Origin of the sequence: Gordonia sp. DT101 (genome assembly GCF_049844895.1) — a bacterium.
GTDB lineage: Bacteria > Actinomycetota > Actinomycetes > Mycobacteriales > Mycobacteriaceae > Gordonia.
This window is the reverse complement of the sequence record NZ_JBNCLX010000001.1, coordinates 978350-992633: the sequence shown is the minus strand read 5'-3', so window position 1 is coordinate 992633 and position 14284 is coordinate 978350. Positions and strand designations below refer to the sequence as shown.

The following is a 14284-nucleotide window of genomic DNA, read 5'->3' as shown; positions in this document are numbered from 1 at the left end:
GTTGGTCACCTGCTGTTTGCCCGGATGGCCCCGTGGGCGGTGTGTGGGCGGCGGCGTGGCGACCGGTCATGACCGGGAGGCCCGCCGACGGGTTTGTGGCCGCCCGACGTCGCAGCGGTAGGCTGGCATGCCGTGACAGAGCCCGAACGCCGTACCCGTCTGCTGGCATCAGCGGCCGTCACGTTGCAGAGCCTCTCCGACGTCCTGGTGCCGCTCGGCGCGGCGTTCGCAGCGGCGGGCCACGAGTTGTACCTGGTCGGCGGGTCCGTCCGGGATGCGGTGCTCGGCAGGCTCTCGGGTGACCTCGACTTCACCACCGATGCGAGGCCCGAGCAGGTCTCGGCGTTGATGGCCGATTGGGCCGACGCCCAGTGGGACACCGGTATCGAGTTCGGCACGATCAGTGCGCGCAAGGGCGCCCACATGGTCGAGATCACGACATTCCGGTCCGATGCGTATGACCGGGTCGGGCGAAAACCCGAGGTGGTCTTCGGGAAATCGCTCGCCGACGACCTGGTGCGCCGTGACTTCACCATCAACGCGATGGCGGTCCGGGTCGGGGCGGACGGTCCGGCCGAGTTCTGCGACCCTCTCGACGGGATGACCGCTCTGCTCGCCGGGATCATCGACACCCCGGCGACCCCGCAGGAGTCCTTCGACGACGACCCGCTGCGAATGCTGCGGGCGATCCGATTCGTCTCGCAGCTCGGTTTCCGGGTTGCGCCCCGGGTGTCCGAAGCGATCACCGAGATGTCGGCGCAGATCAACCGGATCACCGCGGAACGTGTCCGTACCGAATTGGACAAGATGATTCTCGGTGCACATCCGCTGGAGGCCATCGACCTGATGGTGGACACCGGCCTGGGCGAGCGCGTGCTCCCGGAGGTGCCGGGGATGAAGCTCACCATCGACGAACACCACCAGCACAAGGACGTCTACCAGCACTCGTTGACCGTGCTGCGGCAGGCGATCGACCTCGAGGAGGGCGATCCCGATCTGGTGCTGCGTTGGGCAGCCCTGCTCCACGACATCGGGAAGCCGGCCACCCGGCGCCATGAGCCCGGCGGCGGGGTGAGTTTCCATCACCACGAGGTGGTCGGCGCCAAACTCGTCCGTCGGCGGATGCGGGCGCTGAAGTATCCCAAGGCGGTCGTCGAGGACGTGTCGAACCTGGTGTTCCTGCACCTGCGGTTCCACGGCTACGGCGACGGCAGCTGGACGGACTCGGCGGTCCGTCGCTATGTCAGCGATGCCGGGCCGCTCCTGGATCGTCTGCACAAACTCGTCCGGGCCGACTGCACCACTCGGAACAAGCGCCGCGCGCGACGGCTGCAGGAGAACTACGACCATCTGGAACGGCGGATCGCCGATCTCAAGGCCGCCGAGGATCTCGACCGGGTACGACCGGACCTCGACGGCAACGCCATCATGGAACTCCTCGGCCTGCCTCCGGGCCCGAAGGTAGGAGAGGCATGGCGATACCTGAAGGAGCTGCGGCTCGACCGCGGACCCCTCTCGTATAACGAGGCCGTGGAGGCACTGCGGGAGTGGTGGAGCGAGCAGGGTTAGCCGGACGCCAGGCCCTTGCACAAGGCAATAATTGCATTGTGCAATACTTCCGGAATGCAATCGAGCGAGAGTCCCGGCGCGACAGCGCCCGACGTCGCCACGTTGCAATTGGCGACCCGTGACCTCGTCGGCATCGCGTTGCACAGCGTCGCAGCGGCCACCGGCGACGTGTCACTCGTCCAGTTCCGGATGCTGTGGACCATCGCTGCGATCGGCCAGAGTTCATCTGCCGACGTGGCAACCGCACTCGGTGTCGGAGCGTCGTCGGTGACGCGGCTGGCCGATCGCCTGCAGAGCTCCGGATACCTTGCGCGCGGCTCGGAACCGACCAATCGACGTGTGGTGACACTGGATCTGACCGAGGCAGGCCACGAGCTCGTCACACGCGTCTTGCAGTGGCGCGAGGACGAATTGACGAGGGTGCTGTCCCAGCTCGAACCCGACGTGCGAGCCGGCATGGTCGAGGGCCTACGTGCCATGCACCGGGTCGTCGGCGAGGAGTACGCATCCGAATCCGGGCCGTTGCCGCTGTGAGGTCACTGTTTCGACGGCCGTTGGGCCGCAGCCTCTTTGGTGATACCGCCGGTGTGTCCAGCCCGTCGTCCCCCGGCGACTTCGCGGTCGACCGGCGGATGCTCCTGATCACCGCATGGGCGGTCCCGGTCGGTGCGCTCGGCGCCGGAGCGGCGTGGGTGCTTCTGCATCTGATCGGACTGGTCACCAATCTCGTTTTCTACCAAAGGATCCGATTCGACCAGATCGCGCCCGGTGCGCAGGGACACCCGTGGTGGCTGATCGTCGCGGCCCCGATCCTGGGCGGCCTGGTGGTGGGGTTGATGGCGCGCTTCGGCTCCGCCCAGATCCGCGGTCATGGTATGCCCGAGGCGATCGAGGCGATCCTGACGCGCGGGAGCACCATCGCCCCGCGAGTGGCCGCGCTCAAACCGGTGTCCGCCGCGGTGAGCATCGGCAGCGGCGGGCCGTTCGGGGCGGAAGGCCCGATCATCATGACCGGTGGCGCGATCGGTTCCATCCTGGCGCAGCATCTGCACATCACGGCCGACGAGCGCAAGACGCTGCTGGTGTCGGGAGCAGCAGCGGGTATGGCCGCCACGTTCAACTCGCCGGTCGCCGCAGTGCTGCTGGCGGTCGAACTGCTCCTGTTCGAGTGGCGCCCACGAAGTTTCATCCCGGTCGTCGCCGCGGTCGCCACCGCAACCGTGGTGCGGGGGTTCATCCTCGGCTCGGGTGCTGTCTTCGCCGTCCCGACATCGCAGAGCGTGTTCCCGTGGACGGTCGACCTCGGTGCCGTGTTCATCGGCCTCAGCGGTGGGCTGCTGGCCGTTGCCGCGACGTGGCTGGTGTACAGGTCCGAGGACGCCTTCGCGCGTCTGCCCATCCACTGGATGTGGTGGCCGGCCGTGGGCGGTCTGGTCATCGGCATCGGTGGGCTGATCGAGCCCCGTGCACTCGGCGTCGGTTACGACGTGATCGACGATCTCCTCACCGGCCACGCGACGATCAGCCTGATCGTCGGGATCCTGACCGTGAAGACCGTCATCTGGGCCGTCTCGTTGGGCTCGGGTACATCGGGCGGAGTGCTTGCGCCGATCTTCATGATCGGTGCGGCGCTCGGCGCGTTGGAGGGGAACATCCTGCCCCACACCACACCGGGGCTGTGGGCGATGCTGGGGCTGGCAGCCGTGCTCGGCGGTGTCATGCGCTCACCACTGACCGGCGTCATCTTCACCGTCGAACTGACCCACGCCTGGTCGGCGATGCTGCCCCTCCTGGTATCCGCGACGGCCGCCTACGCATTGTCGGTTCTCGTGCTCAAACGCTCTGTGCTGACCGAGAAACTGGCCCGCAGAGGGCAGCACCTGACCCGCGAATACTCCACCGACCCGCTCGAGTCGTTCACCGTCGCGGATGTGGTGCAGGCCGATACCGATGCGCTTGCCCAACTCGCCGAGCACGTCGATGACCTGCCGCATGTGTATCTGCGGCAGACCCTGCGGGAGGTGGCATACGAGCTGGCAGATGCGGGTGCAACCAACGCCGTGGTCCTCGATGACACGAATCGGCCGACTGGCCTGCTCACCACTGCCGACCTCCTCACCGCGCGGCTGCACGACCTGACCGAGTCGCGACATCGCGAGCGGCATCTGACGGTGTCGCGTCGTCGGGCGGAGAGGCCGGGGGACAAGGAGCTTTCGACGGTCGAAGGGTGATGCACCCTGAGCGGGATCAGCTCATCGTGGCGGCGGCGCGAAGATGACCGCGGCGTTCGGGACCACCTCGAACGTCGCCGGCAACTCGCCGACGAGGTCACCATCGATCGACACCAGAGCCGGTGGGTCGCAATAGAATTCGATCTCGCGGCCACGGAGGGTGCGGACCATCTGGTGATTCACGTGCTGCCCGGAGAAGACCGTGGGGAAGACCTTGGCGACCGTCAGTCGTGCAAACCGCGAGGGACGGACGGCCAGCGTGACGTCGAGGGATCCGTCGACCATCGACGCAGCGGGCGTGATCTGCATTCCCCCGCCGTACGAGGTGGTGTTGCCGACGGACGCGAAGACCATGTCGTCGTCGAGCTCCGTCTCGTCGACGCGGACGTGATAGTGCCGTGAGCGCAGACCGATGAGTTCGAGCAACGCGGCGATGGTGTAGCGGGCCTGGCCCCTCGGCCAGGTCATCCCGATGGCGCGCGCGGTCACCGACGCGTCGAACCCCGTCGCGGCGACGGTGGCGAACAGTGACGACCGACCGTCGGGAAAGGTCACCCGCCCGAGATCCACCGTGCGGGTGTGTCCGAGCGCGATCACCTCGACCGCGGCGGCGACGTCGTCGAGCGGGACGTCGAGGTTGCGAGCCACGTCGTTGCCGGTGCCGGCGGGGATCACGCCGACCGGCGTGCCGGTGTCGACGGTGGCCTCGAGCGCGAGCCGGACGCTGCCGTCACCGCCCACCACGGCGATCGCGTCGGTGTCGCCGCGGGCGGCCTTGGCCGCCCGCTCGACGGCGTCCTGCGCGTCGCGCCCGATGATCAGTTCCACGTCGATTCCCCGGGCCTCGAACTCGCGGACCGCACGGTCGGCTATCGCACGGCCTGCGCCGTGTCGCGAGTGCGGATTGGCCAGGACCGTCGTGTGACGAACCCGACGGCCGTGGGATGTGGAACCCATGGGTTACAGTGTTACATATCATGTCAATCTGTAAAGAGGACATCGGGGACCAGGTCCTCGACGCCGCCCGCCGATGCCTGGTGCGCAACAACGGCCGCAAGGTGACCGTTGCCGAGGTCGCGCGCGAGGCCGGGGTCAGCAGGCCCACGGTCTACCGGCGCTGGCCCGACATGTCCGAGATCATCCGTTCCCTGCTGACCCGTGAGGTGCTCGGAGTCGTCGCCGCCGTCAACGACGTCACGCCGCTGCGCACGGCCGACTTCGACGCCACGGTCGACGTGGTCGTACGGGTGGTCGCGGCGCTCCGCGACGACGAACTGGTCGCGGCGCTGTGGCGCGAACAACGCGAGTTCATGATGCCCTATGTCTTCGACCGGCTCGGGACGAGTCAGCAGGGCGTGCTCGCGATCCTGTCCGATGCGATCGCCAACGGGCAGTCGCACGGGCAGGTCCGCGACGGCGACCCCGACAAGATGGCGGCGATGGTCCTGCTGATCACCCAGTCGTCCATCCAGTCGAGGGCCCTGGTCGAATCAATCCTCGGCGACGAGTGGAGCCGTGAACTCCACCACGCGCTCTCGTCGTACCTCCGCCCGCCCGACGACCTGCCGGCGGCAACCTGATGCGGACGATCTGATGGCCGTGCTGAACGCCGATCGTCGCCGCGACGGGCTGACGGCGCTTGCCGAGTCGACCGAGCCGCTCGATCTGCTCGTGATCGGGGGCGGGATCACCGGCGTCGGGGTGGCCCTCGACGCCGCCACCCGTGGCCTGCGGGTGGCGCTGGTGGAGGCCAACGACCTGGCCTTCGGTACGTCGCGGTGGAGCAGCAAACTCGTGCACGGTGGCCTGCGCTACCTGGCCGGTGGCCACCTCCCGATCGCGCGGGAGTCCGCGGTCGAGCGCCACCACCTCATGACCGCGATCGCCCCGCACCTGATCCGCCCACTACGACAGGTGGTTCCGGACATCGGGTCAAAGGGCTCGGCCGCCCTGATCCGGTCCGGGTTCCGCGCAGGCGATCTGCTGCGGAGGGTTGCCGGTACACCGACCGACATCCTGCCGGCCCCCGCCAGACTGACCGCCGCGGAGACCATCGCGCTGTGCCCGGCGGTCACGAGGCAGAATCTGCGCGGCGCCGCCTCCAGCGCCGACGGGCAGCTCGTCGACGACGCGCGACTGGTGATCGCGATCGCACGGACCGCGGCCACCTTCGGCGTCACCGTGTGCACCTACACCCGGGCGGACGATGTCACCGGAACCGGTGCGCGACTGACGGATACCCGCACCGGCGAGAGCTTCGACGTGGCCGCGCGCACGGTGGTCAACGCCACCGGCGTCTGGGCGGGGACGGTGGATCCGTCGGTCCGGGTGCGGCCGAGCCGGGGCACCCACCTGGTCTTCGATGCGGCGACGTTCGGACACCCGACCGGCGCGCTGACGGTCCCCGTCGCGGGGTCGGTCTCGCGGTTCGTGTTCGCCCTGCCGGAGCAGCTCGGTCGCGTCTACGTGGGGCTCACCGACGTCGATGCGCCCGGTCCGATCCCCGACGTCCCCGAGCCGTCCGACGACGAGATCGACTTCTTGATCGACTCCGTGAATGTCGCTCTGGAGCAACCGGTCTCCCGCTCCGATGTCCTCGGTACCTTCGCCGGACTGCGTCCGCTCATCGACACCGGACACGGAACCGGCCGCAGCACAGCCGATCTCGCCGATGTCTCGCGCCGCCACCGGGTCCAGGTGACCGACGGCACCCTGGTCGGTGTGATCGGCGGAAAGCTGACCACGTACCGCCGGATGGCACAGGACGCCGTCGACGCGGCGATCGATGCCGGGGGGCTCACCGCGGGCGCCTGCGTGACGGCGACCACCCCGTTGGTCGGTGCGGCCGGGGTTCCCGATCACAGCGATCTGCCGCCATCGATGATCCGCCGATTCGGTTCGGAGGCAACGAAGGTGGTGTCTGCGGCGCGACTGGCCCGCCCCCTCGACCCGATTGCCGGCGAGCTCGACGTGACCCGGGCAGAGGTGGAGTTCGCGGTCACCCACGAAGGTGCGATCACGGTCGACGACGTCCTGGATCGGCGCACCCGGATCGGCCTGGTCGCGGCCGATGCCGAGCTGGCCCGGGGTGCGGTCACCGAGATCGTCGATGCCGCGCTGAGTTCACCCTGCTGAGGAGCACCGTCCTGATCTCGTCAACCGGGGTGCGCCGCGGCGAGCGCGGTCAGTAACCCATCGTCCGCAACGCGTCGGCGAGGCGATCGAGATCCTCCCGCTCGACGTCGAGGTGCGGGCTCACCCGCAGCACAGATTGCTCGGTCGCCAGTGGCGCGCGCCACGAGTCCGCGCAGGTGACCAGGATGCCCAGCCCGAGCAGTTTGTCGCGCGCGGCCGCGACGTCGGACGGTCCCCAGCCGGGGGGCGGTGCGAGGGTGGTGATGGCGGAGGGTTCGTCGATCGGTTCGAGGACCTCCCAGCTGGCGATGCCGTCGAGGCGCTCGCGGGTGGTGCGACCGATCGCCGCCAGTTCCCGGAACACGCGCTGCTGCCCGATGGTCAGCATCTCCGACACCGCGACGCCGAGGCCGAGGCGGCCGGCGACGAACGCTTCCGAACTCTCCACCTCGACGGACCGCAGGGAGTCCTTCCGGACCGCGACGAAACCCACGCCGCGTGGTCCGGTCAGCCACTTGCGGCTCGTCCCGTACACCACATCGGCCCCGGTCACGGTCGGAACGTGTCCGGCCGACTGGGCCATGTCCACCACCACCGGTACGCCGGCCGCGTGGGCGATCTCGACGATACGGGTGACCGGCTGTACGACACCCGACGCCGAGCCGATCTGACAGATGTGGATGAAGTCGGGCTGCTCGAACTGCAGCATGTTCTCCAGCGCATCGGTGTCGACGTGCCCCGCGACATCGGCGTCCGGCAGCGGTCGCACCGCGTAGCCGCGGCGTTCGAACTCGACGAGGTTGGGACCGAACTCGTTCTTCGCCACCCACACGGTGGTGGAGATCGGCAGGTTCCAATAGGTCAGCAGCGCGCGCAGGGCTGCCCGTGCGCTCTCGCGAAAGGCCAGTTCGTCGGCGGTGTGCCCGATCAGGGATGCGAGATCGCGCTTGTCACGGGTGATCTCGTCGTCACGATCGGCGGCGGCGATGTAGGAGCCGCGTTCGGTCTCACGCCAGAGATGGGCGGAGATGGCGCCGATCACCGCGTTCGACGACCGACCGGCGGCCGCCGAGTCGAGGTGGACGATCTCCGGGCGGAGGCGAGCACGCCGCCATTGTTCACCCAGTTCGCTCACGTACATAGACCCTGAACCTACCGGTTTGCGCCGACGAAACGATGGTCGGGTCGGATGAGTCCGGAAACGGGCTGATCGTGCGATCGGACGCGGTGCACGTCAGCCGGGCGCACATCCGCGATTCGGCAGGTGGCACGGCGTGACCTCACTTGGCCATGGGGGTGCCTGCGGGCACCGGATCCTGCCGGGGCTCATCAAGGCGCGCAAGGAGAATCAATGCCCGACCGCAAACCCGCCGGCCATAGAGCAGGGACGGGTGGCCCTCATCGGGGTGATCATCGGACCGAGGAGAACCGTGGATCCGGTTCCGCGATCGGTGGACAACGCCTGATCGATTGAGCACGATGGCGCGGTGGTGAATGCAAAGATCGGGGGCGGATGGCTGGCGTCCGTCGAGGCCCTCCCGGACGAACGAATCCTGCTGAAATACGCGAGCAACCACACACAGAGTCGGCGACGGGCCGTCGGCGGTCGATTGTTCGTGACCTCGGACCGTATTGTGTTCCTGCCGCACCGCCTTGATGCCCTCACCGGTGGACGACAATGGGCCGCGATGGTGGAGCAGGTGGTGCGTGTCTCCGTCGAACCGAAGGGTGGAGACACCTTCGGTGGCGGCCTGCGCGACCGCCTCCGCGTCGACACGGATACCGGCTGTGCGCTGTTCGTCGTCAACAAGGTCGCCCAGGTGCGTTCGGAGCTGGCCGCCGCTCTCGACGTTTCCTGACCCGAGCAGACCGTGGTCGCTGCGGACGGCCCCTCGTCCGGAACCCGACCGGTCCGCACTGCGTCCAAACGATATGGACCCCGTCATCGACTACCTCTTCGGAACCGGCGACGGTCACACCACGTCGTGGGTGTCGGTCGCCGACGTCGACCTCGACGGCGACGGCACCCCCGATGCGGTCCGCCTGGATTTCGACGGCGACGGTCGCCGTGACGATGCGATGTGGGACATCGACGGGGACGGTACCGCCGATGTCGCCGCGATCGACGCCGACGACGACGGTCGCCCCGACGAGCACTACCGGGACAACGGTGCCGGGGTGTGGGCTGAACGGTGGGCTGAGCGAACCCCGGATCCGTCGGTCGGTGAACCGGCGGACGGATCCGATCTGCCGCAGCTGCCACCGGCCCCGGGCCGGGTCGATGCCCCGGTGCCGCGTCCCGCTCCCGCCGGCACGGATTCCGGTGCCGTGGTGGTGCGGTCAGAGGATCTCGACGGCGACGGCACCGCCGACATCGAGATGACCGGCGATCGCCGGGCCGGGATACCGGTGGCGCATCGGCTCTATGTCGACGACGACGCCGATGGGCGATTCGATCACGTGCTGATCGACGACGACGGTGACGGCGTGGCCGACGTCAGTTGTGACTCCCGTTCGCCTCGATTCGACCGCCGCTGAGCGCCTCGTGGCGTGGGTGGTACGGGGTGTGGACGACGCGGACCACGAGCGAGCCGATCACGTAGAGCACGGTTCCGAAGACCACGAGTGCCACCGACTTGCCGTCGTCGGGGATCGCGACGGCCGCCAGGGTGACCGCACCGACGTAGGCGATGTTGAAGACGGCGTCCTGAACGGAGAACACCTGTCCGCGCACCGCGTCGCCGATGTCCACCTGCATGGCGACGTCACCGCAGAGTTTGGCGACCTGTCCGATCAGGCCCAGCACGAACGCGGAGATACAGAGGACCACGGGGTTGAAGGTCACCAGGGAGGCCTCGGCCGCGGCACCGACGAGCAACGCGACGATCAACGTCGTCTTCCGGCCGATCCGGTCCACCGAGTAAGGCGTGACCAAGGCGGCGAGCAGGGCGCCGCCCGCGGTGAACCCGGCGACCAGGCTCACGCCGGCGAGCCCGTCGCCGGCACCGGCGTGCTTGCTGATCACCAGAAGCATCAGGGTGTTCATGCCGAAGACGAGGCGATGGGCGCCTATCGCAGACAGCGCGGCCGACACCGTGCGTGACCCGGCGACCGCCCGGGCGCCGTGCAGCAACCCGACGGTCACCGCGTGCAGTGCCGACCGCCCCGGATCGTCGGGTTCGTCGGGACCCAGTTGGAGTCGCGTGAAGCCGTGGGCCAGTGCCCCGGCGATCAGGGCGATCACCACACCGCCGAGGGTGGTCAGGGCGCTGCCGGAATTGTCCGGGCCGAACAATGCACGCAACACCGCGGCGATGCCCGCACCGACGGCGAGCATGCCTGCTCCCAGGGTCGTGAACAGAGCATTGGTCGCGACGATGACGTCGCGGTGTGCCACGTGCGGCAGCCCGGCGGACAGACCGGAGGCCACGAACCTGCTCGCCCCGGTCACCGCCAGGGCGCCGATCAGCACGACGGTGTCTGTCGCGCCGACGGCGATCGCAACTGCGACGAGCCCGATCATGGCGGCCCGAATCACGTTGGCATACATCAGGACGTGGCGTCGGTCCCAATGGTCGAGGAGGGCCCCGGCAAACGGACCGATCACGGAGTACGGGAGCAGCAACACGGCCAGGCCGCCTGCGATGGCGAGGGGATCGGCGTGCCGCTCGGGGTTGAACAGGATGGCACCGAAGAGCGCGGCCTGGAAGACGCCGTCGGTGATCTGGCTGGTCAGGCGGACCGCGAGGAGGCGCCCGAGTCCGGGTGAATGCGCGAGCGAGCGAACGAACCCTCGTACACCGGGGGTGGCATGCTGCAAGCCTGACATCACTGATCCAGACTACCGACCTGAACGGCGCTGCCATGCGATGATGTGTGGGTGGCCGGCGGCGACGATTCAGAGGAACCGACCCCCGAGTTCTACTCGGAGGGCGCACCGGACGCCGCGCGCGACATATCGTCGGCCGGACGGGTCCGGCCAGGGACCCTGCTCCTCGCATCGACGGATCTCCTGGAACCGACGTTCGCCCGAACGGTCATCTACGTCATGGAGCACAACGACGCCGGCAGTCTCGGTGTGGTCCTGAACCGGACGAGCCAGACCGCCGTGCACAACTTGCTGCCGCAGTGGTCGGATCTCTCGGCGTCGCCCCGGGCGTTGTTCATCGGCGGCCCCGTCAAGCAGGACGCAGCCCTGTGCCTCGGGGTGGTGAAACTCGGCGCGGACATCAGCGGGTACGAGGCCATCCGGCCATTGAACGGTCGGGTCGCCCTCGTCGATCTCGACGGTGACCCGGAGGTGTTGTCCGAGGTCCTCGTCGGTGTCCGGGTGTTCGCGGGCTACTCGGGCTGGGGCATCGGCCAGCTCGACGGCGAGCTCGAACAGAACAGTTGGATGCTGGCGTCGGCGCTGGCCACGGATCTGCTCGTGCCGCCGACCGCTGATCTGTGGGCCGACGTTCTCCGCCGGCAACCGTGGCCGATGCCGCTGCTCGCCTCGCATCCGATCGACGTGACACGTAACTGAGTCGATCCGCACATCCGCGATAGTGGGTGACGTGGCACACCGTCTCTGCTAGGTTTTGGACGCTTGGTCCAGTCAGACGGGGGTCGATGGCGTGCGGGTGGGGATGATCAGCGGGATCTTCGGGATCCTCGTGGCGATGTTGGCGGTTCCGGCGACGGCGGGCGCGGCGCCGTCGACGCCGACCGGTGGCGCGGCGGCGGCCGGTTGGGCCGCGTCCCACGACGGCAGGCAGCCGTATGCGGGGGTCGCGGTCACCTGGGACGTCCCGATTCGGATGAGCGACGGAACCATACTGCGCGCCAACGTCTATCGACCCGCCAACGGCGCCGGCCGCGCGACCACGAAACGCAATCCGGTGATCGTCAACATGACGCCGTACACCAAGCTGATCACCGCGGTGGGCGCCGCGGTGACCCAGCATCCGGTTCTCGAACCGCTCCTGAGGCAGCTCGTGACGGCCGTCAACCAGGTGGCCACGCCGATCCGCGACATCGCCGACATCTCGCAGCTCACCAACACCCTCCGAGACGGCGGCGCGAAGACCTTCATGGTCGACCTCGACCTGGTGCGCAGTGGGTACACCCAGGTGGTCGTGGACGTCCGCGGCACCGGCTTCTCGCAGGGGAAGTGGGATGTCTTCCAGGGCCGGGAACAGGCCGACACGACGGAGGTGATCGACTGGGCGGCCCGGCAACGCTGGTCGAACGGCAGGGTCGGCATGTCCGGGGTCTCGTATTCGGCGATCAACCAGATCCAGGCCGCCAACAAGAACCCGGAGGCGCTCAAGGCGATCTTCCCGGTGGAGCCGGGCGGTGACCTGATCCGCGACATCGTCGCGCCCGGCGGGGCGCTCGGGGTCGGTTTTCTGCCGATGTGGCTCACGCTGGTCAACACCACCAAGCTCGTGCCGAACGTGGCGTCGATGCTCAATGGCACCTTCGACTGGAAATGGTTGGCCGACCGGATCGCCGACCCGCTCACGTTCTATCCGCAGCTGTTGGCGGCGCTGGTGACCCCCGACGTCAAGTCGGTCCCGCCGGAGCTCGACGAGCTGCTCACCGACAATTCCGAACCCCGAAAGACGTGGCAGGACAACGCCGAACGGATCACCACCCCCACCCTCATCTACGGTGGCTGGTTCGACCTCTTCACCAACAGTGAAGTGCGGATGTACAACAAGATCCCGTTGCCGCCCGGGCAGAAGCAGCTCATAATGGGCGACGGTTATCACCTGACGATCGGCGGTGGACAGCAGGGCCGTGGCGGGACGCCCCCGCGCCTGGACGTGCTGCAGAAGGCGTGGTTCGACAAGTGGCTCAAGGGAATCGACAACAAGGTCGACTCCTATGGGCCGGTGAACCTCAAGCAGGTCGGGGATCCGTGGATCTCGGCCCAGCAGTTCCCGCGGGCCGGGATGTCGCGACAACGCCTCTACCTCGGTGACCGGCGCAGCGGAACCGCGCCCTACGCGGTGCGGGACGGGAGCCTCACCACCGCCACCCCGGCGACGCGTGGCCGGATGACCGTCTCACCCGGACTCCTCACACTCTGCTCGCGGGACTCCGCACAGCAGACGGCCGGTGCGCTCGCCCTGTTCCCGTTCTGCGCCAAGGATGCCCGGATCCCGGAACGCAACGCGCTCACCTTCACCACCTCGCCGATGCGGACCACACGCAGCGTGTCCGGCTACACCAACCTGCACCTCAACACGGTCATGGATGCGACCGACGGTTACTGGACGGCGACGCTCAACGATGTTGCGCCGGACGGGACGTCAAAGGTGATCAGTTCCGGGCAGGTGATGGCGTCGTTGCGAGGTTACGATCGGTCACGGTCGCAGTTCGCGCCGAATGGCGACGTGATCGATCCGTTCTACAATCTGACCCTGGCCTCGCGGCAGCGGGTGACCCCGGGAACGCCGGTGGGCGTCGACATCGGGCTGCTGCCGACCGAGGCGCTGATCAAGCCGGGCCATCGCTTGCGCGTCGACGTATTCGCAATGAACGTGCCGCGCGGACTTCCCTTGCGCCCCTTGCTGAACGAGTCACAACTGAAGCCGCAGCACATCCAACTCGACCCGCAGCGGCCGAGCTTCGTGAACCTCCCGCTGTCGACGCCGATCTCGTAGCGCGGCCGCCGCGCCTGGTCACTCCGCCTCGTGGTTGTCCGGATATGCGGTCACCGCGAGGAACCGGATGGGCAGTCGCACCAGATCGTGCGGGCCGTGGATGCCCTCGCCGTCGAGCAACAGACAGTCGCCCGGTCGCAGGGTGTACTCGGCGTTTCCGTGCCCGTAGACCATCACTCCCTCGAGCATGTAGAGGAGTTCGGTGCCCGGGTGTTGAAAGGGGGGAAACACCTCGCTGTCGTCGGCAAGCGTGACCAGGACGGGCTCGAGGCGCTTGTGCTGACCGCGCAGCGCGCCGAGGAGCGCGTAGTGGTGGCCGACGCGGGTACCCCGACCGACGATCACCGCGCCCTTTCCCGACTCGGTGTAGACGGCCTCCCGCTCCACGTCGGCGCCGCGGAACAGCGAGGTGACCGGGACGTCGAGGCCTGCGGCGAGGCGCGCGAGAGTGGTCAGGCTGCACGAGGTCTGGGCGTTCTCGATCTTCGAGAGCATCGCTTTGGAGATGCCGACCTTGGCTGCCATGTCGGCCACCGACATGCCTGCGTTGCGCCGGAGGAGACGGACCTGGTGGGCGATAGCCGCTTCGAGGTCGCCGCCGGTGGGCGGGTCCCCGACGACCTCACGCTGGACGGGCGCGGGATCGTCGGTGTCGCGGACGGTCTTCGAAACGTCGGCTGTCATGTCGGCAGT

Annotated in this window: 15 protein-coding genes; 10 read left to right on the top strand and 5 right to left on the bottom strand. The window is 68.3% G+C overall.

Annotated features, from left to right (window positions below; all coding sequences use genetic code 11):
* Positions 1–132 precede the first annotated feature (132 nt).
* From ACLQ3I_RS04820 to ACLQ3I_RS04810, 3 genes are read left to right on the top strand one after another with little or no spacing between them, the layout of a single operon-like run.
* Entirely contained in the window at positions 133–1569 is a 1437-nt protein-coding gene (locus ACLQ3I_RS04820) for a CCA tRNA nucleotidyltransferase (RefSeq protein ID WP_425800245.1), read from the top strand.
* A gap of 54 nt (positions 1570–1623) precedes the next feature.
* A complete protein-coding gene (locus ACLQ3I_RS04815) occupies positions 1624–2103 on the top strand; it encodes a MarR family winged helix-turn-helix transcriptional regulator (RefSeq protein ID WP_425793198.1) in 480 nt (159 codons plus the stop codon).
* 53 nt (positions 2104–2156) lie between these two features.
* Entirely contained in the window at positions 2157–3800 is a 1644-nt protein-coding gene (locus tag ACLQ3I_RS04810) for a chloride channel protein (RefSeq protein ID WP_425800244.1), read from the top strand.
* A gap of 21 nt (positions 3801–3821) precedes the next feature.
* Here the strand turns inward: ACLQ3I_RS04810 and ACLQ3I_RS04805 are convergent, their stop codons facing one another.
* Positions 3822–4757 (bottom strand): YegS/Rv2252/BmrU family lipid kinase, encoded by a 936-nt coding sequence (locus tag ACLQ3I_RS04805; protein ID WP_425793195.1) that lies wholly within the window; start codon positions 4755–4757, stop codon positions 3822–3824.
* Between the two features lie 20 nt (positions 4758–4777).
* Here ACLQ3I_RS04805 and ACLQ3I_RS04800 point away from each other — a divergent pair, with 20 nt between their 5' ends.
* Entirely contained in the window at positions 4778–5380 is a 603-nt protein-coding gene (locus tag ACLQ3I_RS04800) for a TetR/AcrR family transcriptional regulator (RefSeq protein WP_425793193.1), read from the top strand.
* Between the two features lie 13 nt (positions 5381–5393).
* Positions 5394–6935: a glycerol-3-phosphate dehydrogenase/oxidase gene (locus tag ACLQ3I_RS04795; RefSeq protein WP_425800243.1), complete on the top strand. Its 1542-nt coding sequence runs from the start codon at positions 5394–5396 to the stop codon at positions 6933–6935.
* Positions 6936–6984: 49 nt separating this feature from the next.
* Here ACLQ3I_RS04795 and ACLQ3I_RS04790 read toward each other — a convergent pair whose 3' ends face one another.
* Positions 6985–8076, bottom strand: coding sequence for an aminotransferase class V-fold PLP-dependent enzyme (locus ACLQ3I_RS04790; protein ID WP_425793191.1), 1092 nt, complete (start codon positions 8074–8076; stop codon positions 6985–6987).
* Positions 8077–8209: 133 nt separating this feature from the next.
* On the opposite strand from ACLQ3I_RS04790, the gene ACLQ3I_RS04785 reads away from it, so the two are divergent.
* From ACLQ3I_RS04785 to ACLQ3I_RS04775, 3 genes are all read left to right on the top strand, one after another.
* A complete protein-coding gene (locus tag ACLQ3I_RS04785) occupies positions 8210–8401 on the top strand; it encodes a hypothetical protein (RefSeq protein WP_425800242.1) in 192 nt (63 codons plus the stop codon).
* Between the two features lie 21 nt (positions 8402–8422).
* Complete coding sequence (locus ACLQ3I_RS04780; RefSeq protein WP_425800241.1) at positions 8423–8794, top strand: hypothetical protein; 372 nt, start codon at positions 8423–8425, stop codon at positions 8792–8794.
* A gap of 73 nt (positions 8795–8867) precedes the next feature.
* Positions 8868–9473, top strand: coding sequence for a hypothetical protein (locus ACLQ3I_RS04775; protein WP_425800240.1), 606 nt, complete (start codon positions 8868–8870; stop codon positions 9471–9473).
* Here ACLQ3I_RS04775 and ACLQ3I_RS04770 read toward each other — a convergent pair.
* Entirely contained in the window at positions 9433–10764 is a 1332-nt protein-coding gene (locus tag ACLQ3I_RS04770) for an MFS transporter (RefSeq protein ID WP_425793184.1), read from the bottom strand. The genes ACLQ3I_RS04775 and ACLQ3I_RS04770 overlap by 41 nt on opposite strands.
* A 51-nt stretch (positions 10765–10815) precedes the next feature.
* Between ACLQ3I_RS04770 and ACLQ3I_RS04765 the strand changes: the two genes are divergently transcribed.
* On the top strand, positions 10816–11463 hold the full coding sequence (locus ACLQ3I_RS04765; protein WP_425793182.1) for a YqgE/AlgH family protein: 648 nt from the start codon (positions 10816–10818) through the stop codon (positions 11461–11463).
* 72 nt (positions 11464–11535) lie between these two features.
* On the opposite strand, the gene ACLQ3I_RS04760 is transcribed toward ACLQ3I_RS04765, so the two are convergent.
* Complete coding sequence (locus ACLQ3I_RS04760) at positions 11536–11718, bottom strand: hypothetical protein (protein WP_425793180.1); 183 nt, start codon at positions 11716–11718, stop codon at positions 11536–11538.
* A 19-nt stretch (positions 11719–11737) separates the two neighbouring features.
* Between ACLQ3I_RS04760 and ACLQ3I_RS04755 the strand changes: the two genes are divergently transcribed.
* Complete coding sequence (locus ACLQ3I_RS04755) at positions 11738–13591, top strand: CocE/NonD family hydrolase (protein WP_425793178.1); 1854 nt, start codon at positions 11738–11740, stop codon at positions 13589–13591.
* A gap of 18 nt (positions 13592–13609) precedes the next feature.
* Here ACLQ3I_RS04755 and ACLQ3I_RS04750 read toward each other — a convergent pair whose 3' ends face one another.
* Complete coding sequence (locus ACLQ3I_RS04750; protein WP_425800239.1) at positions 13610–14275, bottom strand: helix-turn-helix domain-containing protein; 666 nt, start codon at positions 14273–14275, stop codon at positions 13610–13612.
* Positions 14276–14284 lie beyond the last annotated feature (9 nt).